The following is a 23,744-nucleotide window of genomic DNA, read 5'->3' as shown; positions in this document are numbered from 1 at the left end:
CGGAAACTGCGCCATTCTGCTGATCCAGGTGCTGCGCCGTTCAGCTCTCGCCTGAGGGCTGGGCTTCCAGCTGGCTGCCGACTCCCAGCCGCCGCAGCTCATCATGCAACCGTTCGGCGGGCTCGCGGTCGAGCGGCGCGGTGAGGGCCTCGCCTTCCGCCAGCAGCCCGATGATCTCCCCTGGCGCGCAGCCCAGCCAGCGGGCCAGGCACTGCTGCAGCTCGAAACGCGCGTCGCCCTCCACCCCGTGTTGCACGCGCAGCCGCAACCGCCAGCCCGGCGGCACGGCGTCGCCGCGCTCGATCTGGCGCAACCCCGCCAGCGTGGTCAACACCAGCAAGCCATCGCCCGCAGCCAGCACCAGATCGCAGGCCGGCAGCTCGATCACCGTGGCGCTGCCGCGGCGCCGCAGGGACACGGCCGTGACGCCATAGCCCTGCTCCAAGCGGGCGATGGTGCGGCCGAGCAGGGTGTCGCCGGGCGCGATCCGGTAGCGCACCAGCAGCAGATGGTGGCCGCCGATGCCCACCACCCCCTCCACCCGTTCCCCGAAGGCGGTGGCCACCAGGGCGTCAGCGGCCAGGTCCACCGCCGAGATCACTGTGACCCCGCCCAGCAGCTGCCCCAGCCTGGGTGCCGCCGCCAGGGCATGGGCCAGGACCGCCAGCCGTGCCTCGGGCCAGCGCCGCTGCAGCGCCAGGGCCGCTTCCAGATTCGCCAATAGATCGGGGGAGAGCAGACCCACCGCCGACACCCTGCTTCCCCGGAGGGCGGTCAGAGCCGCATCGACGCTCTCGTAAATGGGGGTACCAGCGTCCTGCCCCTCCCACTCCTCACCCGGCTGCACCCGCACCACGGGCAACTTCTGGCGCTGGAGGGCGTGCGCCACGCCCCGCGCCAGGTTGGCGCCTTCCACCAGCAACACCGGCCGCAGCCCCCGCCGCAGCCGGGCGGGGCGCCTGCGCACGAGGCGATCGCGCAGCAGCCGTTCCAGCAGCACGGCCACCAGGGCCGACGTGAGCAGGGTGCCCACCAGCGAATAGAGCAGCGTGCCGGTGATCAGCCAGCCGCTGGCCTCCGCCAGGCCGGCGCCGCCATCGAGCAGCACGTTGACCGGATCGACGTATTCCCCCTTGAGCAGGGCAAGGGTGACGAACATCCCCTGCCGCCAGCTGCCCGGCTGCGAAAACAGCTGCGGGCCGATCACCAGCAGCAGGGCCAGGGCACTCATGGCCAGCCACTGGGCCCGTGAACGGCGGGCGAACGGCGCCAGCATCCGCCGTGGCAGCGCGAAGACCCCCGCCGCCGCTTCAGAGTGATGGCCGGCGGCCATGGGCGCCACCCCGAGCGGGTGCAGGGATCCCGGCGTGAGCAGCAGATCGCTCCCACCGCCCCCGGCTTGCTCGGTGAGATGGACCGGGCGCTGCCAGCGAGGGTCCTGGCGGGGCCCTTCCACCAGGTGATACAGCTGGCCGTCGGCTTCGAAGCTGGCGGCGGCTTCGCCCGGGCGCAGCGCGCCGCTGATCGCACCGGTGGCCAGCAAGGCCGGATCCACCACCGCCAGACCGGGCAGGCGGGCCTCCAGCAGGGCCCCCAGGCTGGCCTGCCGGCTGGAGGATCGCAGCACGATCGTGGCGTCGGGGTTGAGCAGGCGGCACTGCAACGCCGCTTCCACGTTCACCGAGCCATCGGAACTGAGCAGCAGCACGGCGCGCGCCTGGTGCAGGCCGGCCCGCAGCAGATCACCGGGCTGGCGCATGTCGCCTTGCAGCAGCCCGGCGCCGAGCCGCTGCCGCAGGGAGGGATCGAGCCAGCTGGGCGGTTGCAGATCGAGCCCCGCCAGGGGCACATCGAAGCTGAGCAGGCGGCTCAGGCAGGCCTGGCCCAGCGAACCGAGGCCACACACCAGCACCAGGTCGGCCCGACAGCACACCGCCGTTGCCTGGCCGGGGCAGCTGGCGTCACTGTCCTCGAATGGGCCGCTCACGCTCGCCGCCAGGGAGGACCTCCATCATCGGCGGAGCTGACCGCGAAATGTGACGGCTTCCGAAGCCCAACCGCCTGTTGATCAGCCCTTAACCGGCCACCGACAGCGTGAAAGGGTTCCACGCCCGTCAGCCATGTCTGGACCGCAGACGCCGAGCCTGGCGCCCTCCAGTTCCGACCTGCCCCTGCCGGCCAGCTACGGCGACCCGCAACGCAACGGGCTGAGCGCTGAGGATCTGGTCGACGGCATGACCGAACACCTTTTTTACACATTGGGACGGCAGGCCAGGGGGGCCAGCCCCCACGACCTCTACATGGCGCTCAGCTATGCCGTGCGCGACCGGCTGATGACCCGTCACCTCGCCTACAAGGACGAGCTGCGGCGGCTGCGGCCCAAGGCGGTGGCCTACCTCTCGGCTGAGTTCCTGATTGGCCCGCAGCTGGGCAACAACCTGCTGATGCTCGGCATCGCCGAGCAGGCCCGTGAAGCCCTGCGGCGTTTTGGCATCGACGACCTCGACACGGTGCTTGATGAAGAGGATGAGCCGGGCCTGGGCAACGGCGGGCTGGGACGATTGGCGGCCTGCTACATGGAGTCGCTGGCCAGCCTGGAGATCCCCGCCACCGGCTACGGCATCCGCTACGAGTTCGGCATCTTTGATCAGCTGATCGAAAACGGCTGGCAGGTGGAGATCACCGACGGCTGGCTGAAGGGAGGCTGGCCCTGGGAATTGATCCAACCCGAGCGCAGCTGCAGGGTGGGTTTTGGCGGCCACACCGAACAGATCCGCGATGAACGCGGGGAATTGCGGCATCGCTGGGTGCCTGCTGAAGCGGTCATCGGCATTCCCCACGATGTGCCGGTGCTGGGCTTTCGCGTCAACAGCTGCAACCGGCTGCGGCTCTGGCGGGCCGGCGCCGCCGAAGACTTCGATTTCCATGCCTTCAACCGCGGTGATTACTACGGCGCGGTGGAGCAGAAGGTGGGTTCGGAAACGCTTTCCAAGGTGCTGTATCCCAACGACGGCAGTGACGCCGGACGGCGGCTGCGCCTGCGGCAGCAGGCCTTCTTCGTGAGCTGTTCCCTGCAGGACATGGTGCGCAGCCTCATGCTGCGGGGCATCCCGATCGAAGCGTTTGCCGAACACTGGGCCGTGCAGCTCAACGACACCCATCCGGCGATCGCCGTGGCCGAGCTGATGCGGCTGCTGGTGGACGAGCGGGAGCTGGGCTGGGAGGCGGCCTGGGACATCACCAGCCGGTCGATCGCCTTCACCAACCACACCCTGCTGCCGGAGGCGCTGGAGTGCTGGGACCTGGGCCTGTTCGCCTCGCTGTTGCCACGGCATCTGGAGGTGATCCTGGAAATCAACCACCGCTTTCTGCAGGAGGTGCGGCTGCGGCATCCGGGCGACAACGACCTGCTGCGGCGCGTGTCGATCATCGATGAGACGGGTGGCAAGCGGGTGCGCATGGCCCACCTCGCCGTGGCAGCGGCCCACAGGATCAACGGCGTGGCCGGCCTGCACAGCGAGCTGGTGCGCACCAGCCTCTTCCCCGACGCCGCCCGCCTCTGGCCGGAGCGCTTCACCAATGTCACCAATGGGGTGACGCCGCGCCGCTGGCTGGCCCTCGCCCATCCCGACCTGGGCGCCTTGCTGGACGAAGCGCTCGGCAGCGCCTGGCCTGCCGCTCCGGAGCTCTGGCAGCGGCTGGAAACCTGGCAGAACGATGCGGCCTTTCTGGAGCGCTGGGCCGGGGCGAAGCGCGCCGCCAAGGAGCGCCTGGCGGCCCTGATCGAGGCGCGCAGCGGTCAGGTGATCGATCCGGCCAGCCTGTTCGACGTCCAGGTGAAGCGGATCCACGAATACAAGCGGCAGCACCTCAATGCCCTGCAACTGGTGGCTCAGTACCTCCGGCTCAAGCGCGGCGACAGCGATGGCATGGTGCCGCGCACGGTGATCTTCGGGGGCAAGGCGGCGCCGGGGTATGCGATGGCGAAATTGATCATCCGCTTCATTCACGGCGTGGCCGGTGTGATCAACACCGACCCCGATGTCCGCGGCTTGCTGAAGGTGGTGTTCCTGGCCGATTACAACGTGAAGCTGGGGGAGAAGGTGTATCCGGCGGCCGATCTCTCCGAGCAGATCTCCACCGCCGGGCTGGAGGCCTCCGGCACGGGCAACATGAAATTCACCCTCAATGGTGCGCTCACGATCGGCACCCTTGACGGGGCCAACATCGAAATCCGCGATCAGGTGGGTGCCGACAACTTCTTCCTGTTCGGTCGCACCAGCGAGCAGATCGCCGAGCTGCGCGCCAAAGGTCAACCCCACGACCGCCTCGACGCGATACCCCTGGCGCGCGAGGCGTTGGATCTGATCAGCGCGGGCCACTTCAGCGCAGGGGATGGCAACCTGTTCCGCCCCCTGGTCGACTCCATCCGGGGGGCCGATCCCTATTTTCTGCTGGCGGATTTCAACGACTACCTCGCCTGCCAAGATCAGGTGAGCCGCACCTGGAGCCAGCCGGCCCTGTGGACCCGCCGGTCGCTGCTGAACACCGCCCGCAGCGGCTTCTTCTCCTCCGACCGTGCCATCCGCCAGTATTGCGATGGCATCTGGGGCGTGCGCCCGCTGCGCATCGCCATGACCCATGGCTGCTGATCCGCTCCTGCGCCGCCGCGAGCTGCTGGCCCTCCTGGGGGTATCGGTTGCCGCTGCCGCCGCTTCGGGCGGGGCCAACCCGCCGGCCGCCCAGGCCCTTTCCCGCACGGCCGCGCGGCGGCCTCCCTCCCCCAACGCACTGCCCTTCAAGCCCCTGCCCGGCCCCCTGCCGTTGCCGGTGGCTGGGCTCAGCGGCGCCGAGCAGCAGCGCCTGTTCAGCGTGATCACGCTCGACGACCGGCTGGTGGTGCCGGACGGCTACCGCGCCGAACTGGTGGCGGTGTGGGGCGAGCCGGTGGCGGCGGGCCGCTTCGGCTACAACAACGATTACCTGGCCCTGCGGGAGCTGGGCGATGGCCTGGCGCTGCTGACGGTCAACTTCGAGTACATCAGCCCGCGGCCCTGGCTCGAAGGCTTCAAGGAGGCCACCGGTGAGGAGCTGCCCGCCCGCGCCGTGATCCAGGCGCTGGTGGAGCGGGGCGGTGCTGTGGACGTGCCGTCGCTGGATCCGGCTGGTCTGCTGGCACGGCAGTGCCGCCAGCTGGCGGCGGCGGCCCTGCGCGATCTGGGCATCGGCGTGATCGCCCTGCGCCGCGATGGCGAGGGCAGCTGGCGGCGGGAGTCCGGCCGCTACGACCGGCGCATCGATGGGCTCAGCGGTCTGGAGGATCCGGCCGCCCTGCTGCGGGTGAGCGGGCCGGCGGCGGCGGTGTTCCGCGCCCGCGAGCGCCTCGGCTATGACGACGGCCTCGGCGATCGTGTGATCGGCACCTTCGCCAACTGTGCCGGCGGCGTCACCCCCTGGGGCACGGTGCTCAGCGCTGAGGAAAACTTCCAGGATCAGGTGGCCGAAGCGGTGTTTGCCGATGGCAGCGCCTCGCCGCCGGCCCAGCTGCCCTTCCAGTTCGGCGAGCAGCGGGTGAAGGGCCTCGGCAACCCCTTTGCCCTGGCGGGCAACAAATATGGCTGGATGGTGGAGCTGGATCCGCAGCGGCCCGAGCAGCCTGCCGTGAAGCACAGCTGGCTGGGGCGCTTCCGCCATGAGGCAGTGGCGGTGCGGGCGCAGGCGGGTGAGCCGCTGGTGGTGTATTCCGGCTGCGACCGCATGGGGGGTCATCTCTATCGCTTCGTGAGCGCGGGGCGGATCAGCGATCCCGCCGACCCCACCAACTCCCGCCTGCTGCAGGACGGCCGCCTGGAGGCGGCCCGCTTCGCCGCTGACGGCAGCGGCCAGTGGCTGCCGCTGACGCCGAGCACGGCCGTGGATCCGCTGCTGCCCAGCCACTTCGAAGGCCACGGCGTGCCGCAGGCCTGCCGCTTGCCCCACAGCGACCGTCGCCGCGCCGGCGCCGAAACGTTCAGCAGCGATGCCCAGGTGGTGGACTACCGCCGCCGCTTCCCCACCCTCGGCGACCTCTACCCAGGCGAGGGCGAGCAGCGGATGGGGGCAATCCTGATCGACGCCCATCTGGCCGCCACCGCCGCGGGCGCCACGCCCTCGGCGCGGCCGGAAGATACCGATCTCGATCCCCTCAACGGCGACCTGCTGATCGCCTTCACCGCCGGCGGCGCCAATGCCGATGGCCGCGCCGATCCCGCCATCTTCCGTGGCCCGGCCGGTGAAGCCAGCTGGCCGCACGGCTGGATCATGCGGCTCAGCGATGGCGGTCCTGCAGCGGGCAGCCGCTTCCGCTGGCGCATGGCGGCCACCGGCGGCACGCCATGGCAGGGCGGCGCCGGTTTCACCAACCCCGACAACCTCGCCTTCGATCGCGCCGGCAACCTCTGGATGGTCACCGACCACGCCGGCCGCGGCAGGGAGATCCTGCAGTTCGGCAACAACGGCTGCTGGTTGCTGCCCCGCAGCGGGCCGGCGGCGGGGGAGGCGTTGTTGTTCGCCACGGGGCCGATGGAATGCGAGCTGTGCGGTCCCTGTTTCGATGCCGCCGAAACCAGCCTGTTTCTGGCCGTGCAGCACCCCGGCGAAGCGAATGGCACCAGGGCCGGCGCTGCCCGCGAAGGTCAGGGCTACCGGCTGGTCAACCGCGATGGCCTCCCCTTTGACCAGTTGCGTTGGGTGCCGCTGGGCTCGAACTGGCCGTCGGGGGTGCCGGGGCGGCCGCCAAGGCCAGGGGTGGTGGCGATCCGCCGCCTGGATGGCGCTCCGCTGCTAGCGCCGACCAGCCAGCGCCTCCTATGAACGGTGAACCGTGAACCGTGAACCGTGAACCGCGACCCGGTGATCGGTGATCCGTGGTCAGTGCATCAGCCCACCGCCATCAGCCCACCGCCACCAGCCAGCGGCCCGAGGTGGCCAGCAGTAGCGCCGCCAGCCAGCCGCCCCACAGGGACAAGCGCCCCGGCGTCAGCAAGCGGCGCAGCAGCAGCAGGGAGCCTGCGGCGCCCACCAGCACCACCACGCTCTGACAGAAGGCGATCACGTGGGGGTCGGCGCTCCAGGCCGGAAGCGGTGCCTGGAAGCTGACGGGCAGCACCAGGCCCGCCTCTGCCATGCCGAGCGGCAGATGGCGGGCCAGCAGCAGCGCCCAGAGCAACGGCAGCAGGCCGTAGAGCGCCAGGCGCAGGCCCGGGGCCGGCACGGAGCTCCGCAGTGCCGCCACCAGCCGGGCCAGCAGGAAGAGCGCCGACGGCAGCGCCAGTGCCACAGCGGCGAAGGCGAGGCGGGGCAGCAGCGGGCCCTCCTGCAGGCTGGCGGGCGCCAGCGGCAGGCCGCCCAGCAGGCGTTGCCACACGTGCAGGCACACGCCACCGGCCAGCACCAGGATCAGGCCGGCCTCCCCCGCCGGCGGCCGCATGTCCCGTTGCAGATCAGCGGCGGGGGGCCGCACACTCAGCTGCACCGAGCGGTGCGGGCAGGCCTGGACGCAAGTCAGGCAGAGCACGCAGTTGCGGTTGTCGGTCAGGTGGGCGGGATGGGTGCCGAGCGGGCAGCCAGCTGTGGCCAGCCCCTCCCCTTCCGCCGGCCCACCCTTGAAGCAGGCGTAGCTGCTGCAGCTGCCAGCGCAGACGCCGGCCTGGGCACGCAACTCGACGACCGAGAGCTTGGCGAACAGGCCGTTCATGCCCCCTACCGGGCACAGATAGCGGCACCAGAAGCGCTTCTCGAACAGCACCGAGCAGATCACGGCGCCGGCGGTGATCACCAGCAGCAGGCTGCTGCTCAGCCGGGCCACGTTTTCCATGCCGCTGAGCTCTTCCCACAGCAGGATCGCCGCGAAGCCGGCCGCCAGGCAGGGCGCCGCCCAGGCGTCGGTGTCGCCGTGGGGCCAGGCGGCGGGTCGCCAGCCCACGGCACGGGACAGCCGCTGGGCGATCTCTCCCCACACCATGAACGGACAGAACGAGCACCACAGGCGCCCCACCAGCGGGTAGCTGATCAGGATCAGCGGCCACCACCACGCCCAGAAGAACACCAGTCCGCCGTTGTGGGCGCGGTCCTGGGGGCCGGCCCACAGCCAGATGTTCACCAGCACGAACACCCAGCTCACCAGGCCGAAGAGCAGGGCGTTCCAGAAGCGCGGCGAGCGCATGCGACCGCGCAGGGAGGGCTTCCAGCGCCAGAGATCGAAGCGCAGGCGAGGCTGCCGTGGCGCCAGCCAGAACACCTCTTCGGGCAGCAGCGGTGGTTGGCGTTCGCCGGCCGTGGCGGCGGACGGCACCGGCAGTTGCCGCAGGGCCCGCTCCACCAGTTGTTTGAGCTCGCGGATGTTGCCGGGGAAATCGTGGGTCTGCAAGCGCCGGACCACCTCTGCCCCCACCGCCGGCGCCACCGGCCAGCCGAGGTGGCGGCTCTGCTGGCGCAGCAGGTACCGCAGCCATTCGCCCAGGTCCTGGCGCCGCACCCGCAGCGCTGGCACCCGGATGCGGCTGCAGACCCGATCGAAGGCCGGCAGGGCCGATTCGGCGGTGAAGAACACACGCCCCGCGAAGTGATGGCTCGCGGTGGCCTGGTCTTGGGGCGGCGGCTCCCCCGGTGCCTGCCAGCTACCGTCGCGGGCCAGCTGCAGCAGGGCGGGCAGCAGGGCGGGATCCACCCGGTCGAGCTGGTCGATCAGCAGGGCGCCATCGCCAAGGGCCTCCAACAACGCGCCGTGCCCACCGCTGCCGGCGACACCAAACAGGTCACTGCCGTCGGCCCGCAGCAGCGCCCCATCCAGCCGCACCATCAGGCGGCGGCGGTGGCTGGAGCCGCGATGAATCAGGGCCGCCAGGTTGTCCTTCTCCAGCCCCGGTTCCCCCGAGAGCAGCACCGGCCCGTGCGCGGGGTCGGCGGCGGCCCGGTGCACCGCATCGCGCAGGGTGCGCGCATAGCGGCTTGAGCCCACCACACCCCGCCGCGCCGGCCCCACCAGAAACGGAGCCAGCCGCAGTAAGGCCTCGGGCACGCCGTGTTCCTCAAGCGTCCCGATGGGGTCTGGAGCGGTGGGCTCTGGGGGCAGAGGCGCGTTCAAGGCCGGTGCCTGCAGATGGCTCCACTCTGGTGCGCTTCTGCGCGTTGCGACCAAACCTGGGGATCAATGCAGCAGGCCTCCATGCAGCAGACCTCCATGCAGCAGGCCTCAGCGTCCCGGGGCGTAGGGCTGGGAGGGGATCGCCAGGGAGGGCGGCAGGTCTGACAGCCGCTCCGGCAGGGCGATGCCGGTGCGCTGCAATTCCGCAATCGGGCGCACCTGGCCCATCGCCAGACCGGTGAACATCGGCAGTTCAGTTTTCAGCTGGTTGGCCGGTGTCGGGTTCACAAACCGAAAGCTGAAGGTGGTTTTCTGGCCCGCGGTGTCATAACCCACCACCGTGAAATACAGGTCGGCCGATTTGCCGGCCCTGGAGCCCGCAAAGGCGCCGCCCACCATGCCCCCCACCAGCCCGATCGGCCCCAGCAGCACGCCACCGGCAATCGCCCCGGCCGTGCCGCCACCGATCGCGCCCACGGTGCCGTTGGTGGTGTCGAAGGTTTCCTGGCCTCCGGTGAACCACTGCGCCACCCGGCCGATCGGGATGAAACGCCCCTGCGAGGCGATGCCGTTGGCGTCGAGGTTCACGGTGCAGGCGGCGGTCCCACATAGCGCCTGGTAGGTGGAGGCCCGCGCCGGCACGTGCAGCAGCAGTGCCAGGGCCATGGAATAGGGGAGCAGCGACGTGAGCAATAGCCGTTGCATGCGTCCGTCCATCGTGGTGACACTCAGGGGCCTTTAACTAAATCGAACCGCTCCTCAGTGGCAAGCATTGCCGCAGCACCAGCGGTGACCGAATGTGACCCTGGTTGCCAATCAGCGTGCCGCCCAAGCTCCACGTTGCGCTCATGCCAGTGGGACTTGTGGCACAGCCTTAAGCGCCACTGCCACGCCGCGACTCGCCGTCCATCCTCTCTGCTGAGGCAGCATTGACTTCTGCTCAATGACCACCCTGTGGGATTTGTTCAAACCTGCGCGATGGCTGGCGATTGAGGCTGTTTGCAACTGGTACAAGAGAATGCGATGGCACGAAGATATTCATTACGGAATGCATATCTCGATGAATTTCTAAATGAGCAGAGATATTTGTGCTTGACGCCGTTCCCAAGATGGCCTGGTGATAGGCCTGCCAGGCGAAGAGGCTGTCAACCGAGCATTGCGGGAATTCAGTGGTGCTGAGGATCCCAGGCTGGGTCCGCCTTTGACAATCCACCATGCTGGCCCCCCTGCCGGTGCCTGCTTCGCTGGGGCCGCAGCCCCATGCTGGAGGGCGGACACCCAAGCTGATGAGGATGCGTGAATGGCGCTGGTGCTGACGTTCACGTGGCCGGCAATCTCAACGGTCGGCTGGTTCTCAGTTGCGCTGACGATCGATTGGCATACAGCAACGCTGACGCTTGGCTGGTCGGTGGTTGCCGGGCTGGCCTTGATGCTGGTGCTGCTGGAGGTCATCCTGCGGCGTGCTCCCCGGCTCCAGCGCGCCAATGGCGAAGGCCGCAGCAGCGCCGAAGGCACCGCCATCGCCACCGCCATCGCCACTGACTTCGCCACCGCCAACGACGACCATCTGCTGGTGGTGGTGCCCACTTACAACGAATCCGCCAACATTGAGGGCTGCCTGAGGGCGCTGTTGGCGAGCGATCCACCCTGCGGCCACTGGCAGGTGCTGGTGGCCGACGATGGCTCCAGCGACGACACCATCCGCAAGGCGGAAGCCGTGATCGCAGAACGGGCGACCCCAGCATCCGCCCCCGTGCCTCTGCCGGCAGGGCAGGTGCTGCGTTGCGGGCCCCGGCCGGTCGGGGAGCGCTGGTGTGGCAAGAACTGGCCGTGCAGCGAAGCCTCACGGCAACGGCCGCCGGCCACCCCCCACGGCTGGATCCTGTTTGTCGATGCGGATGTGAGCGTGGACCCGGGCGCGCTACGGGCCGCCCTGCAGGACGCCAAACAACAGGGCAGTGACCTGCTCAGCCTGGCGCCGCGCCTGGCCTGCGGCTGCCTGGCGGAGTGGCTGGTGCAGCCGATCGTGGCGTTTTTGCTCACCCTGGGCTTCCCCACCGATCGCACCAACGACCCACACGACCCCAGCGCTTTTGCTGCCGGGCCGTTCATGCTGTTTCGCCGCAGCGCCTACGACGCCATCGGCGGGCACCGGGCCGTGGCGGCGGAAGTGGTGGAGGACATGGCCCTGGCGCGGGCGATCAAGGGGCAGGGGTTCCGGCTGCGTTACCTGCTGGCGCTGGATCTTGTGAGCCTGAGGATGTACCGCGATTTCGCCGGCCTCTGGGAAGGCTGGACCAAGAACTGGTATCTGGGCTTGCAGGGCAACGGTGCGCTGGTGCTCGCCAGTGGCGTTGTGACGCTGCTGCTGTTCAGCGGTCCCTGGCTGCTGCTGGCCTTGGCCGGGATCGACAGCCTGCAGGAAGGAAACCTTTCGCCGCTGCTGGCCCCGGCGGCGGCCGGCATTGCCTTGCACCTGGCCCTGCGGCTCTGGGCGCAGCATCGGGTGCTGCTGCCGGCACGGCACTGGTGGTTGGCCGGGCTGGGCGGTGGGTTGATCGCCGCGATCACGCTGGCCTCGATCTGGAAAACCACCACCGGCCGAGGCTGGACCTGGCGTGGGCGCTCACTGGCCTGAAGGCGGGGCTCACTGGCCTGAAGGGGGTGCTCAGGCCTTCTCAAGCCGGCGGATGATCACCGACATCAGCGCCAACGAACCGACAAGGGCAACGAGCAGGGCGATGGTCATGACAGAGGCGGTGCCAAAGGTGGGTGCAGGTTACGGAGCGGCGGCGGTTCAGCCCTGCTCCGAGACCGGTGGCGCCGGGGCGAGGCAGCCATCACGGAGCAGGCGGGCCACCGTCAGATTGCTCACGGACATGCTGCTGTCACGCTCCAGCAGCCATTCCGCCATTTCCATCCGCAGGGCGTAGGCCTCTTCAAAAAACTCCAGCCGCTCCAGATCACGCAGGCGGCCTTCGATCCACTGGAGAGTCTCTCCAGGAAGCTGGCGCTGGGAACGACGTTGGCTCACGGGGAGTGCCGCCTAGTGAGGGAATCTTGACGGATGGAGCGGGAAACTGGGTATCAGATGGAACACATCAGCAGCAAGGCTCCTCAAAAAACCCGTTGAGCGAACACCTTCCCTTCCACTGGCGCGGCCATCGGCTTGAGCTCCTGGGAGCAAAGGCGGTGTGGGATCCTGCCCAGCGCCTGCTGCTGGTGGCGGATCTGCACCTGGGCAAGGCGGAGTCGTTTCAGGCCCACGGCGTGCCCTTGCCCAGTGATGGCGATGCCGCCACCTTCAACGCCCTGATCGCCCTGGCGCACCGCTGGCAGCCCGATGAGGTGCTGGTGCTGGGTGATCTGATCCACGGACGGCTTGGCCTCACCGGTGAGCTACGCCAGAAAATCCAGGCCTTGCCGGAGCTGCTCGATTGCCCGCTCACCCTGATCGCCGGAAACCACGAACGGGGCAGCTGGCTCGAAGGGCTGGTGCAGCAGCCCAGCAGCCGACGCGGGCCCCTCTGGCTCAGCCACGGTCCGGAACCCCTGCCAGCGGGCGGCAGTGAGCTGCTGCAGCTCTGTGGCCACCTGCATCCGGTGGCCACGGTTGGTGGCCGCAGTGATCGGCTGCGCCTGCCCTGTTTTGTGCACCACGCCGACGCCCAGCGCCTGGTGCTGCCGGCCTTCGGCACGCTCACCGGCGGCCACCCCTGCGAGGCCTACCACCAGCGCTGGCTGGTGGCCGACGGCTCGATCGTGGCCTGGCTCAAGCCGCCGCCGCCAGGGCGCGCACCACATCACCGCGGGTGAGCACACCCACCAGGTTGTCGCCCTCAAGCACGAACAGCCGCTGGGTGCTGCGGTCCTGCAGCAGCCGGGCCGCCTCCGGCAAGGAGAGCTCGGCAGAGCAGGTGTGGGGGTGAGCGCCCATCAGCTCGCCCACCGTGTTGCCCAGCACCTGGTGCACCTGCCGGTCCCAGTCGAGCGGATTGCGCAGGTAGATCACCGCATCGAGCAACATCACGTAGGGGCCGGCGTCAAAGCCGCTTTCCTTCACCATCAGGTTCTGCTCCGTGAGCTCCCCTACCAGCGCTCCGTTGGCATCCAGCACCGGCAGGCCGCTGATGTGGTGTTCGCTCAGCAGTTGCACCGCCTGCTGCAGGGGGGTTTCGGGTGTCACGCTCAACACTGGACTGGTCATGGCCGCCGCCACCCGCAGGGTCGGCTGGGAGTCGAGGGTCATCGGTGCATTGCGGTTGAAATGGTTCTAGGCCAGCGAGGGCTCAGGATCCGCAGCAGCAGACTGCCCTTTCCGACCTGCCCAGCTTGACGCCGACACCCCAGCACCGACCCACAGGCCGACCTGCCGACCGACCCACCGACCGGCCTGCCGCTTCTGCGGCCCGGCGCCTTGCCGATGGCCTCACAGTGGCGCGGGCCGTGCTCGGCCTGCCGCTGCTGCTGCTGCTGGCTGCCGACCTGCAGGGGGCAGCCTGGTGCCTGCTGCTGATCGGCGGCTTCAGCGACTGGGCCGATGGCGCCCTGGCCCGCCGTGCCGGCGGCGGTTCCGCCTGGGGCGCCCGCCTTGATCCCCTCACCGACAAGATCCTGATCAGTGCCCCGCTGCTGTGGCTGGGCGCCGCCGGCAATCTGCCGCTCTGGGCGGTGTGGCTGCTGCTGGCCCGTGAACTGTTGATCTCCGGCTGGCGGGCCGGCCAGGGGGATGGCGGCCCCGCCTCCCGCGCCGGCAAGGCCAAGACGGTGCTGCAGTTCAGCGCCCTGCTGCTGCTGCTCTGGCCCGAACGCTGGGGGCTGGGGCTCGGCCAGGCCGGGCTGGTTGCCGTGCTGCACAGCACCGGTTGGTGGCTGTTCTGGCCGTCGCTGGCGTTGGCCCTGAGTTCGGCGCTGGGGTACCTCAGCCCAGCAGCGCCGCGTCGCCACTGAAATCCGGGCGGGCGGCGGTGCGAAGGGCGTAATCGTTGTTGTAGCTGTCCGCCAGGCCGGCATCGAGATCGAAGCAAGGCGTCCAGGCCAGCTCCCGCTCCAGCCGGTGTACATCGGTGAGGAAATGGGCCAGGCGCAGAGGAAACGCCTTGCGGGCCTTGGGGTCGAGGCCCGAGGGATCGAAAGTGCGGATTGTCACCGCCGCCGGATCCTTGCCACAGGCCCGTGCCGCCGCCGCCACCAGCCCGCGGAAAGTCACGCCCTTGCGGCCCGAGCAGTTGTAGATGCGGTTGGTGGCGGCCTCCACCTCCAGGCAGCGGGCCATGGCCGTGGCCAGGTCACTCACATGGCCCAGCTGGGTGATGGTGGTGCCGTCGCCGGGCAGGGGCACCGGCTGGTCGTGGACGATCCGGTCGAAGAACCAGCTCTCTACCGGGTTGTAGTTGCCGGGGCCGTAGATGTAGGTGGGACGGAAGCTGGTGAAGGGGATGCGCTCGGCCCGCAGCCAGTCTTCGGTGTGGAGCTTGCCGGCATGGCGGCAGGCCGGATCGGTGGCGGCGTTTTCATCCAGCGGCCACAGCTCGCTGTCGGCGTAGACGCCGGCCGAACTCACATACACGAAGCGATGGGCAGGGGGGCCGGTGCGCTCCACCACCGCCCGGCTGTCGTCGAGGTTGCGGCCGCTGCTGTCGATGATCACATCGAAGGCGCGGCCCCGCAGGGACTCAAGCGCGGCGGCATCGCTGCGGTCGCCTACCAGATGCTCCACTCCGGCCGGCACCGGATGGCGGCCGCGGGTGAACAGGGTGAGCGCATGGCCATAGCCCTGCAGCTGGGCCACCAGGGGCTTACCGATGAAGCGGGTGCCACCCATCACCAGGATCTTCACGGAAGGCAGCGGCAACGGCGCCGCCATTCAAGCGCTGCCCCCACCCCTGCCAGCGAGGATGGCCCCCGACCACGGCTCACCCGCTCCGCCATGCAGATCATTCCCGCCATCGACCTGCTCGACGGCCACTGCGTGCGGCTGCACCAGGGCGATTACGACCAGGTCACCCGCTTCAGCGACGATCCGGTGGCGCAGGCCCTCGACTGGCAGCGCCAGGGGGCCGAACGGCTGCACTTGGTCGATCTCGATGGCGCCCGTAGTGGTGAACCGGTCAACGATGCGGTGGTGCGCGCGATCACGGCGGCGCTCCGCATTCCCGTGCAGCTGGGCGGCGGTGTGCGTACGGCCGAGCGGGCGGAAGCGCTGCTCGCCGCGGGCCTGGAGCGGGTGATCCTGGGCACGGTGGCGATCGAGCAGCCAGAGCTGGTGCATGCGCTGGCGGCCCGCTTCCCCGGCCGGATCGTGGTGGGCATCGATGCCCGCGGCGGCAAGGTGGCCACCCGCGGCTGGCTGGAGGAAAGCGCGGTGGAGGCCACAGCTCTCGCCGCCAGCTTCGAGGGCAGCGGTGTGGCGGCGATCGTGAGCACCGACATCGCCACCGATGGCACCCTGGCCGGCCCGAATCTCGAGGCGCTGCGCTCGATGGCCACCGCCAGCCCGGTGCCGGTGATTGCCTCCGGCGGCGTGGGATCGCTCACCGATCTGCTGGCCTTGCTGGCCCTGGAGCCGCTGGGCGTGGAGGCGGTGATCGTGGGCCGGGCCCTCTACGACGGGGCGGTCGATTTTCGTGAAGCGCTGCAGGCCGTGGGACCGGAGCGGTTACAGGATCCGATTCCGCCCAGCGTCTGCTAAGGGCCTGTCCCTTGCCAAAGCGAGAATCGATTAAGGTTGAGGTAAAGCATTCGTATCCACGTGTGAAGGCTGCGTCTGCCCCACCGCTGAACAACGGGCAGAGCACAGGCCCCGCCGCCCTCGCAGGGGTGCTCGAGGTGTTTCGGCGCTGCCGCGATCTGGGCATGCGCCTCAGCCGCCAGCGCAAGCTCGTGCTCGAACTGCTCTGGCAAGAACAGCGTCACCTGAGTGCCCGCGACATCTTTGAGCGCCTCAATCAGCAAGGACGCCGCATCGGCCATACCTCCGTGTATCAGAACCTCGAAGCCCTGCAGAGCGCCGGGGTGATCGAATGCCTCGATCGCGCCAACGGCCGCCTCTATGGCTACCGCAGCGACCCCCACAGCCACCTCACCTGCCTGGAGAGTGGCGAAATCCAGGATCTTGATGTGGTGCTCCCCGCGGAACTGGTCCACCGCATCGAAGAACTCACCGGCTACACGATCGAGTCGTACACCTTGCAACTGGCCGGCCGGCCCCGCCACTGAGCGTGTGGCGCCGGTGAGTGGGTTGCGCCGGTGAGAGAAAAAAGGTGCGACATGGGTGTTCTCCATGCAGCCGTTACCGGTGGCCGAGCTGTTCCGTTGGCATGCAGCTTGTCCCAGCTGTCTTTTGCATTTGGCTCATTTGTTGGCTGAACGACATGGCCAATACCTTGCTTGATTGATAGATATGCTGACATTGATTCTTGACGTGGCTTGATCAACAATCGCTTGATTGTTATCTGCTTGAGCGTTTGCCTGCGTTGACTTCAGTCTGTTTTAGCTTTGCCTGCATCGTCTTAGGTTTCCTGATCTTTAGGCGCTGATCATGGCGCCGCATCTGTGAATTGTTTGGCAGGAGATTTGTTGCCCCAGGCAGTGCCTCTTGAGGCAGGATTCCTGCACAGTCGGACTTGGCGACTTGCCAGCCGGACTTGACGATGGTGTCGGGATCGGCGCCAATGCTGTGGCGAGCTGCTGTTACTCAGGGCATCCCGCCGCATTGCATGCTCCCTTGCTACTTCGGGTGGCAAGATTGTCCTGATTGCATGGCTCTGCATTCATGAACTTGGCTGATTGCACCGTTTGATGCTGCAATCCCCTTTCCTTTTCTAAGTGTCTGCTTTTCATGCCTTCGCTTTGTGCGGCCTTCCCTCTTCAATCCCCCATTCTCTGAAAACCTCACTCCGATTCTCTGAAATCTGGCCGAGTGAGCGGCCCTCTTGCTCCGAATAGGTCTCCTCTTGCAAGCCGCCACCACGAACCATTTCCACCGTTCATCCTCAGGCCAGACAAAGATCAGAACAGGCAGATCGCGATCGGCTCAGCATGCGGCACGCATCTTTTCGCGCCAATGGCCTGCGTTCACGCTGGAGAAATCGCCGCAGGCTCGTTACCTTGGCGCCAATGACCGCACGCCACGAGTGACACCAGCCCCTGAGGACGCTCCAGCCACGGCAGCACACCGTCCCAGGATCCTGCTGTTCGCCGACCCCTTGCTGCGCGATGGCCTCAGCCGTCTGTTGAGCGCCGCCCCCTGCACCGCGGAGATCTTCACCGATCCAGCGGCCTGCAGCCGGGCACCCCAGCTGTTGATCTGGAGTGTGAGCGCGCCGGTGCAGCCCGCCAACCTGCTGCGGGAGCTGCAGCGATTGGAAGAGCGCTGGCAGCCCGCCCCGCTGCTGTTGCTGTTACCCACGCAGCCGGGTTGCTCCAGCGACTGGTTGGTGCAGCTTCCCGTCGCCGGCCTGCTGCAGGATCCCGGTCCCGAGGCGTTGCTGGCTGCGGTGGGCACCCTGCTGGCCGGTGGCCGGGTGGTGGATCTTCAGGGCGATGGTGCTCCAGCCGCTGAGGTCACGCCGCTGATGGGGCCGATCGGGCTGGGGCAATGGCTGCTGCAGAGCGGCCTGCAGCAGATCGATGCCGAGCTGCGCCTGTGCCGCCGCCTGCTGAATCCACCGCCCGATACCTTCCTGCTGCAGTTGATCCTCGAAGGCCGCCTGCGGGAGCTCGGCGCCGCCCGCTCCCTGCTGCTCTGGCTGTGGGGGCCGCTGGTGCTGGCCTGGGGCGATGCCCTGATCAGTGACGACGCTGGCCCGCCGGACCCTGCTGCAACGGGCCAGCTGCCGACTCCCCCCGTCAGCGGCAGCACGGCGATCACCCTGCGGCAACGCACCGCCGAAGGGGTGTGGAGCGCCATTCGCCAACGGCTGCAGGACGCCAGCCTGGCGGGACCGCTTGATCCGCACGCCGGTACCTTGTTCGCCCTGCAGGGGCTCAGCGTGGAGCGGCGCCGCGACCTGCTGCTCGCCCTGCTGGGCCAGCTCGATCAGCTCCTGGTGCGGCTGCGGCAGGAACGACCCGCCAACGACACGTTGGAGGCCCGCTGGCAGGAACTGCAGCCGGAGCTGCGCCGCCATGCCCTGCGGCAGGTGGCCGGCGCCTACGTGCGGCTTCCCCTCGATGGGGTGCTGCTGCCGGTGGCCGACCAGCTCACCAGCACCACCGTGCTCACCAACAACGACCCGGAACTCCCCGCCTCACTGCCGATGCTCAGCGCGCTGATGGGCGGCCAACCGCTGCTGGTGGACGGCCGCCTGCTGTCTCCCGATGAGCCCACCGCTCTGCTGCACCTGGAAGCCCTGGTGAGCAACTGGCTGATCCGCACGGCTGAGCTGATCAGCGCCGAGCTCCTGGCCTGCTGCGGTGACTGGCCGGAGCTCAGGCGCTATCTGCTGGTGCATGAGCTGCTGGCCACCCGCAGCCTGGAGCGCCTGCGCAACCAGCTCAATGCTCAGCAGCGCTGGAGCAGCTGGTTCGAACGGCCGATCCAGCTCTACGAGAGCCGGCGGCTGTTGTTCCGCCTGCAAGCCGGCCGGATCACGCCGCTGCTGCTCACCGAGCCCCGCGACCGCGAACTGCGCCAGCTGGGCTGGTTGCAGCAGGCGGTCACCCTGGCCCTCGAAGCCCGTGATGCCGTGGCGCCGCAGTTGCAGTCGTTCCTGCGCCAGCTGGGCGATCTGCTGGTGGTGGTGCTCACCCAGGTGATCGGCCGGGCCATCGGCCTGATCGGCCGGGGCATCCTGCAGGGGATGGGCAAGGGCATCAACCGCCCGTGAGTGGGGGCTGAGCCCTGGCCTTTCGCGCTGGGCGTCACAATGACCCCAACCCGCCTCCCGCTCCGGTTGCTGCGCCCTACCGCCTTTCCTTCCCTGATCCGCCGCAGCATGGCGCTGCTGGTGGCGCTGCTGCTGCTGGTATCCCCGCGGCCGGCGCTGGCCTCGCTCACCACCAACAGCTACGACGGCAACATCTATGCTCTTTACGCGGGCAACGGCTCGCTGGTGCCGCCCCGCAGCACGCTGGCCCAGGCCCGCGCCGACCATCGCCCCGTGGTGCTCGTGTTTTATCTCGATGACAGCGCCGACAGCAAGCAGTTCGCGCCAGTGCTCTCGGAGCTGCAGCGCCTGTGGGGTCGCAATGTGGAGCTGATCCCGCTCACCACCGATCCGCTGCAGGGCCTGGAGGATCAGGGTCCCGATGATCCCGTGCACTACTGGAACGGCACGATTCCGCAGGTGGTGGTCTTCGATGGCGACGGCAAGGTGCTGCTCGATGCCAACGGCCAGGTGAACACCACCACGATCAGCACCGTGCTCACCGAGGCCACCGGCCTGGAGCCCGCCGGCGGTGAGCGGGCCACCAGCACCCGCAGCTTCAACGAGCTCAACAGCGAAGTGGTGTCCGGCAGCTGATGGCCACCCGCACCGAAACCGACAGCCTCGGGCCAGTGGAGGTGCCGGCCCAGCACTACTGGGGCGCCCAGACCCAGCGCTCCCTGCACTTCTTCCCCTTCGGTGAGGCGATGCCGCTGAAGCTGGTGCATGCCTTCGGCGAGCTCAAGGCGGCCTGCGCCGAGGTGAACAGCGCCATGGGCCAGCTGACGCCCGAGCTGGCGGCGCTGATCGTGGCGGCGGCCGAAGAGGTGGCCTCAGGGGCGCTCGACCCGGAATTCCCGCTCAAGGTGTGGCAGACCGGCTCCGGCACCCAGACGAACATGAACGTCAACGAGGTGATCGCGAATCGGGCGATCGAAGCCGCTGGCGGTGTGCTCGGCAGCAAGCACCCGGTGCACCCGAATGACCACGTCAACCTGAGCCAGTCGAGCAACGACACCTTTCCCACCGCGATGCACATCGCCGTGGCGATTCAGCTCGAACACACCCTGCTGCCGGCGGTGGAGGCGCTCGCCGCCACCTTGGCCGCCAAGGCCGAGGCTTACCGCGGCATCATCAAGATCGGCCGCACCCACCTGCAGGATGCGGTGCCGCTCAGCCTCGGCCAGGAATTCAGCGGCTACGTGGCCCAGCTGCAGCTGGCCGCCGCCGGCCTCCGCCTACTGCTGCCCCAGGTGCTGCAGCTGGCGATCGGTGGCACGGCGGTGGGCACCGGCCTCAATGCCCCCAAGGGCTACGGCGAGGCGGTGGCCGCCCGGCTGGCGGAACGGATCGGCTTGCCCTTCACCAGCGCCGTCAACAAATTCCAGGCCCTGGCAGGCCATGAGCCGCTGGCCGGTGCCCACGGCGCGCTCACGGTGCTGGCGGGCAGCCTGATGAAGATCGCCAACGACATCCGCTGGCTCGCCAGCGGCCCCCGCTGCGGGCTGGGGGAACTGGTGCTGCCGGAAAACGAACCGGGCTCCAGCATCATGCCCGGCAAGGTGAATCCCACTCAGTGCGAGAGCCTCACGATGGTGGCCGTGCAGGTGATGGGCAACAACACCGCCGTGCAGATGGCCGCCAGCCAGGGCAACTTCGAGCTCAACGTGTTCAAGCCGCTGATTGCGCTCAACCTGCTCCAGAGCATCGAATTGCTGGCCGGCGGCTGCCACGCCTTCCGCGAACACTGCATTGAAGGGCTCGAGCCCGACCGCGCCCGCATTGAAACCCTGCTCGATCAGAGCTTGATGCTGGTCACCGCGCTGGCTCCCGCCATCGGCTACGACGGCGCCTGCCGCATCGCCCGCCACGCCCACGTGCACCGGCTCAGCCTGCGGGAAGCGGCGCTGGTGCTCGGGGAAATCAGCCCTGAAGCCTTCGACCGCTGCATTGATCCCGCCCGGATGATCTGAGCGGCTCAGAGCAGATTGGCCGCCAACTCCGCCAAGGCGGAGCGTTCCCCCTTCCGCAGGGTCACATGGCCAGCCAGCTCCTGGCCCTTGAACTTCTCCACCAGCCAGGTGAGCCCGTTGCTGTCGGCATCCACATAAGGATTATCGATCTGGTAGGGATCACCGGTGAACACGATCTTGGTGCCTTCGCCCACCCGGGTCACAATCGTTTTTACCTCATGGGGGGTGAGGTTCTGGGCTTCATCCACCACCATGAACTGGTTGGGAATCGAGCGGCCGCGGATGTAGCTGATGGCTTCCACTTCCAACAGGCCCATGCTCTTGAGATCCAGCCAGTTGTTGCGTGCGCTGCGCGCGCCCCGGGCCTGGGCCTGACCCGGGTCGTCGCTGCCGAGCAGATAGTCGAGGTTGTCGACGATCGGTTGCATCCACGGACCCATCTTTTCCTGAAGATCGCCGGGCAGAAAGCCGATGTCCTTGCCGAGGGGGATCACGGGCCGGGTCACCAATAGGCGCTCGTAGGTGTGGTCATCGGCCACCTGATGCAGACCGGCCGCCAGGGCCAGCAGCGTCTTGCCGGTGCCGGCCTTGCCCACCAGCGTCACCAGCTGGATCGAGGCATCGAGCAGCAGATCAAGCGCGAAGGTCTGCTCCCGGTTGCGCGCTGACACCCGGCCCAGCTTGGCGCGGGACACCTTGGGCAGGGGCCTCAACTGGGCGGCAGCGGCGCAATAGCGGGCCAGCAGGGTGTGGCCGGGCTGGGCCGTATCCACCAGGGTCACGCCCTCATTGGCCTGCAGCAGGGGAGCGTCCGGCGGCAGCGGTGGCAGCTCCGCCACGACCAGGCTGCCCTCGCGCTGCAGCTGCGCCATCTGGGCGGCGCTCACCCACCACTCGGCGGTGCCGGGGTAGAGATCGGCGATCGCCACCTTGTCGCTGGTGTAGTCCTGAGCGATCAGGCCCACCGCATCCGCCTTGATGCGCAGGTTGGTGTCCTTGGTGACCAGGATCACGGGCGGCTGGCTGCCCATCACGCCTTGCAGGCGCTGCTCCAGCGCCACCGCCAGGATGTTGTTGTCGCCGTTGCCGGATTTCAGTTCCGGCGGCAACTGGCTGAGCGTTTCGCTGCGGCAGAACACCACCTTCAGCTGGCCGTGGGCGATCGGGTCGATCTCCACCCCCTCCGCCAGGTTGCCCTTCTCGCGTAAGCCGTCAAGCAGGCGCGACACCTGACGGGCATTGCGGCCCTTCTCACTGCTGTCCCGTTTGAAGCGATCGATCTCCTCGACCACTTCGATTGGAATCACGACGTTGTTGTCCTCGAAACGCACCAGCGCCCGCGGGTCGTGCAGCAGAACGTTCGTATCGAGAACGAAGGTCTTCTTCATGGCGTGCCGGCGTCCTGCCGCCCAGAAAGCTAAGGCGGTGCTGAGGCCAGCATCTACGCTCCCGCTGTTTCGCCGCCCCCGCGCACTCCGTGGCCCCATTGCCCGCTCCTCTGTGCCTGGCCCTGATCGCCGCCTTGGGCTTCGGCGTCCTGCTGCTCTGGCTGGAGTTGCGCCACCGGCTGCGGCCCGCCTCACCGCTGCGGCTCGATTCCCACAGCTGGGCGGTGAACGAGCCGGCAACCGGCAGCGCCACTGAGGCATCCCCAGGAGCCGCCACTGCGGCCATCACCGTGGACGGCGTGCTGCGCCTCAGCAACCCCCATGCCCGCATGGAGGTGATGGTGCCGGAAGTGGAGCTGCGGCCCACCCTGCTGGGCAAAGGCGACCTGAGCGGGGTCACGATCACGACCCGCCTCACCGCCGCCCATCCCGATGAAGACAGCCGCGCCGATGGCTATTGGGCGGCCTACATCGTCAAAAGCCACAAGCAGACCGAAGCCCGTGTCACGCTCACGATCGCCGCACCTGCCGGCCGCCCCGCCGCCGGCGCCGCTGAGCACCAGAACGATCCCCTCGCCCTGATCGACACCCTCTGGCTTGAAGTGTTGTGGATCAACTACGGGCCTTTCGGGCGGCTGCAGCGCCGCGACGGTCTGCTGATTCCGCTGCGCAAACCCGAGCCGCTGCAGCCCGCCACGGCCCGCTGGCGCGCAGGGGAGGCCTGCCAGGTCCTGCCGCTGCCCACCCATCTGCTGGGCGTGCTGGATGATCCGGCCGAGGTGCTGCGCCGCTACGCCGGTGCCGTGCTGCAACCCGGCGACATCCTCACGATCGGGGAAACACCGCTGGCGGTGATGCAGGGCCGCTATCAGCACCCGGCCATGGTGGAGCCGTCGGCTCTGGCCCGCTTGCTCTGCCGGGTGTTCCATCCCACCAGCAGCCTGGCGACCGCCTGCGGCCTGCAGACCCTGATCGATGACGTGGGCCCCGCGCGGGTGCTGTGCGCCTGGCTGGCGGGCACCTTGATGAAGCTCGTGGGCAGCCGCGGCGGCTTCTACCGGCTGGCGGGAGAGCAGGCGCGGTTGATCGATGACATCACCGGCACCACCCCTCCCTACGACCAGACGATCGTGCTGGGCCCGGCGCAACCGGAGCGCACTTGCCGTGAACTGGCCAGGGCACTGGGGGTGCCGGTGGCAGTGGTGGATGTGAACGATCTGGGCCGGGTGAAGGTGCTGGCCGCCAGCGAGGGCTGCGATGAGGGCCTGCTGCTGCGGGCACTACGGCCGAATCCGGCCGGCAATGCCAACGAGCGCACCCCCCTGGTGGTGGTGCGTCCCGCCTGACGGCCTTGCGGCGGCGCCCGCCCCGGCCAGCCGGTCCAGAACCG

The 23,744-nt window shown here is 68.6% G+C and carries 18 protein-coding genes; 11 read left to right on the top strand and 7 right to left on the bottom strand.

Going from position 1 to position 23,744, the window contains the following annotated elements:
* Positions 1-40: 40 nt before the first annotated feature.
* Complete coding sequence (locus KBY97_RS00905) at positions 41-1,987, bottom strand: NAD-binding protein (RefSeq protein ID WP_255144764.1); 1,947 nt, start codon at positions 1,985-1,987, stop codon at positions 41-43.
* Positions 1,988-2,120: 133 nt separating this feature from the next.
* Here KBY97_RS00905 and KBY97_RS00900 point away from each other — a divergent pair, with 133 nt between their 5' ends.
* Entirely contained in the window at positions 2,121-4,652 is a 2,532-nt protein-coding gene (locus tag KBY97_RS00900; RefSeq protein WP_255144763.1) for a glycogen/starch/alpha-glucan phosphorylase, read from the top strand.
* Positions 4,642-6,852, top strand: coding sequence for a PhoX family phosphatase (locus KBY97_RS00895; protein ID WP_255144762.1), 2,211 nt, complete (start codon positions 4,642-4,644; stop codon positions 6,850-6,852). Before KBY97_RS00900 ends, KBY97_RS00895 begins: the two co-directional genes overlap by 11 nt.
* A 79-nt stretch (positions 6,853-6,931) precedes the next feature.
* On the opposite strand, the gene KBY97_RS00890 is transcribed toward KBY97_RS00895, so the two are convergent.
* Together KBY97_RS00890 and KBY97_RS00885 are read right to left on the bottom strand one after the other, a co-directional pair.
* Positions 6,932-9,058, bottom strand: coding sequence for a 4Fe-4S binding protein (locus KBY97_RS00890; RefSeq protein ID WP_255144761.1), 2,127 nt, complete (start codon positions 9,056-9,058; stop codon positions 6,932-6,934).
* 174 nt (positions 9,059-9,232) lie between these two features.
* Positions 9,233-9,829, bottom strand: coding sequence for a hypothetical protein (locus KBY97_RS00885; protein WP_255144760.1), 597 nt, complete (start codon positions 9,827-9,829; stop codon positions 9,233-9,235).
* Between the two features lie 703 nt (positions 9,830-10,532).
* On the opposite strand from KBY97_RS00885, the gene KBY97_RS00880 reads away from it, so the two are divergent.
* Positions 10,533-11,762 (top strand): glycosyltransferase family 2 protein, encoded by a 1,230-nt coding sequence (locus tag KBY97_RS00880; RefSeq protein ID WP_255144759.1) that lies wholly within the window; start codon positions 10,533-10,535, stop codon positions 11,760-11,762.
* 159 nt (positions 11,763-11,921) lie between these two features.
* On the opposite strand, the gene KBY97_RS00875 is transcribed toward KBY97_RS00880, so the two are convergent.
* Positions 11,922-12,158 carry a hypothetical protein gene (locus KBY97_RS00875; protein WP_255144758.1) on the bottom strand — a complete coding sequence of 79 codons (237 nt, stop codon included), beginning with the start codon at positions 12,156-12,158 and terminating at the stop codon, positions 11,922-11,924.
* 95 nt (positions 12,159-12,253) lie between these two features.
* Between KBY97_RS00875 and pdeM the strand changes: the two genes are divergently transcribed.
* The gene (gene pdeM, locus KBY97_RS00870) at positions 12,254-12,940 is read left to right on the top strand and encodes a ligase-associated DNA damage response endonuclease PdeM (protein ID WP_255144757.1); all 687 of its coding nucleotides are present in this window, start codon (positions 12,254-12,256) and stop codon (positions 12,938-12,940) included.
* Here pdeM and KBY97_RS00865 read toward each other — a convergent pair.
* The gene (locus tag KBY97_RS00865) at positions 12,897-13,331 is read right to left on the bottom strand and encodes a CBS domain-containing protein (RefSeq protein WP_255144954.1); all 435 of its coding nucleotides are present in this window, start codon (positions 13,329-13,331) and stop codon (positions 12,897-12,899) included. The two genes, pdeM and KBY97_RS00865, sit on opposite strands and share 44 nt — an antisense overlap.
* Before the next feature lie 125 nt (positions 13,332-13,456).
* Here KBY97_RS00865 and KBY97_RS00860 point away from each other — a divergent pair, with 125 nt between their 5' ends.
* Positions 13,457-14,074 carry a CDP-alcohol phosphatidyltransferase family protein gene (locus tag KBY97_RS00860; RefSeq protein ID WP_255144756.1) on the top strand — a complete coding sequence of 206 codons (618 nt, stop codon included), beginning with the start codon at positions 13,457-13,459 and terminating at the stop codon, positions 14,072-14,074.
* Here KBY97_RS00860 and KBY97_RS00855 read toward each other — a convergent pair.
* Positions 14,046-14,963, bottom strand: coding sequence for an NAD-dependent epimerase/dehydratase family protein (locus tag KBY97_RS00855; protein WP_255144953.1), 918 nt, complete (start codon positions 14,961-14,963; stop codon positions 14,046-14,048). The genes KBY97_RS00860 and KBY97_RS00855 overlap by 29 nt on opposite strands.
* Positions 14,964-15,053: 90 nt before the next feature.
* On the opposite strand from KBY97_RS00855, the gene hisA reads away from it, so the two are divergent.
* The 5 genes from hisA to fumC all read left to right on the top strand — a co-directional run bounded on the left by hisA (position 15,054) and on the right by fumC (position 20,966).
* Complete coding sequence (hisA, locus tag KBY97_RS00850; RefSeq protein WP_255144755.1) at positions 15,054-15,815, top strand: 1-(5-phosphoribosyl)-5-[(5-phosphoribosylamino)methylideneamino]imidazole-4-carboxamide isomerase; 762 nt, start codon at positions 15,054-15,056, stop codon at positions 15,813-15,815.
* 164 nt (positions 15,816-15,979) lie between these two features.
* Positions 15,980-16,342 (top strand): Fur family transcriptional regulator, encoded by a 363-nt coding sequence (locus KBY97_RS00845; protein ID WP_255144952.1) that lies wholly within the window; start codon positions 15,980-15,982, stop codon positions 16,340-16,342.
* 917 nt (positions 16,343-17,259) lie between these two features.
* A complete protein-coding gene (locus tag KBY97_RS00840; protein ID WP_255144754.1) occupies positions 17,260-18,954 on the top strand; it encodes a DUF3685 domain-containing protein in 1,695 nt (564 codons plus the stop codon).
* A gap of 39 nt (positions 18,955-18,993) precedes the next feature.
* Positions 18,994-19,590 carry a thylakoid membrane photosystem I accumulation factor gene (locus tag KBY97_RS00835; RefSeq protein WP_255144753.1) on the top strand — a complete coding sequence of 199 codons (597 nt, stop codon included), beginning with the start codon at positions 18,994-18,996 and terminating at the stop codon, positions 19,588-19,590.
* On the top strand, positions 19,590-20,966 hold the full coding sequence (fumC, locus tag KBY97_RS00830; RefSeq protein ID WP_255144752.1) for a class II fumarate hydratase: 1,377 nt from the start codon (positions 19,590-19,592) through the stop codon (positions 20,964-20,966). Before KBY97_RS00835 ends, fumC begins: the two co-directional genes overlap by 1 nt.
* 5 nt (positions 20,967-20,971) lie before the next feature.
* Here the strand turns inward: fumC and KBY97_RS00825 are convergent, their stop codons facing one another.
* A complete protein-coding gene (locus tag KBY97_RS00825) occupies positions 20,972-22,354 on the bottom strand; it encodes a PhoH family protein (RefSeq protein ID WP_255144751.1) in 1,383 nt (460 codons plus the stop codon).
* Between the two features lie 98 nt (positions 22,355-22,452).
* On the opposite strand from KBY97_RS00825, the gene KBY97_RS00820 reads away from it, so the two are divergent.
* Entirely contained in the window at positions 22,453-23,700 is a 1,248-nt protein-coding gene (locus KBY97_RS00820) for a F420-0:Gamma-glutamyl ligase (protein WP_261356178.1), read from the top strand.
* The last annotated feature ends 44 nt before the right edge of the window (positions 23,701-23,744 follow it).

Source organism: Synechococcus sp. ATX 2A4, from assembly GCF_024346375.1.
In the GTDB taxonomy this organism is placed as follows: domain Bacteria; phylum Cyanobacteriota; class Cyanobacteriia; order PCC-6307; family Cyanobiaceae; genus MW101C3.
The sequence above is the reverse complement of the archived record's forward strand: the minus strand, read 5'-3'. Positions and strand labels throughout refer to the sequence as shown.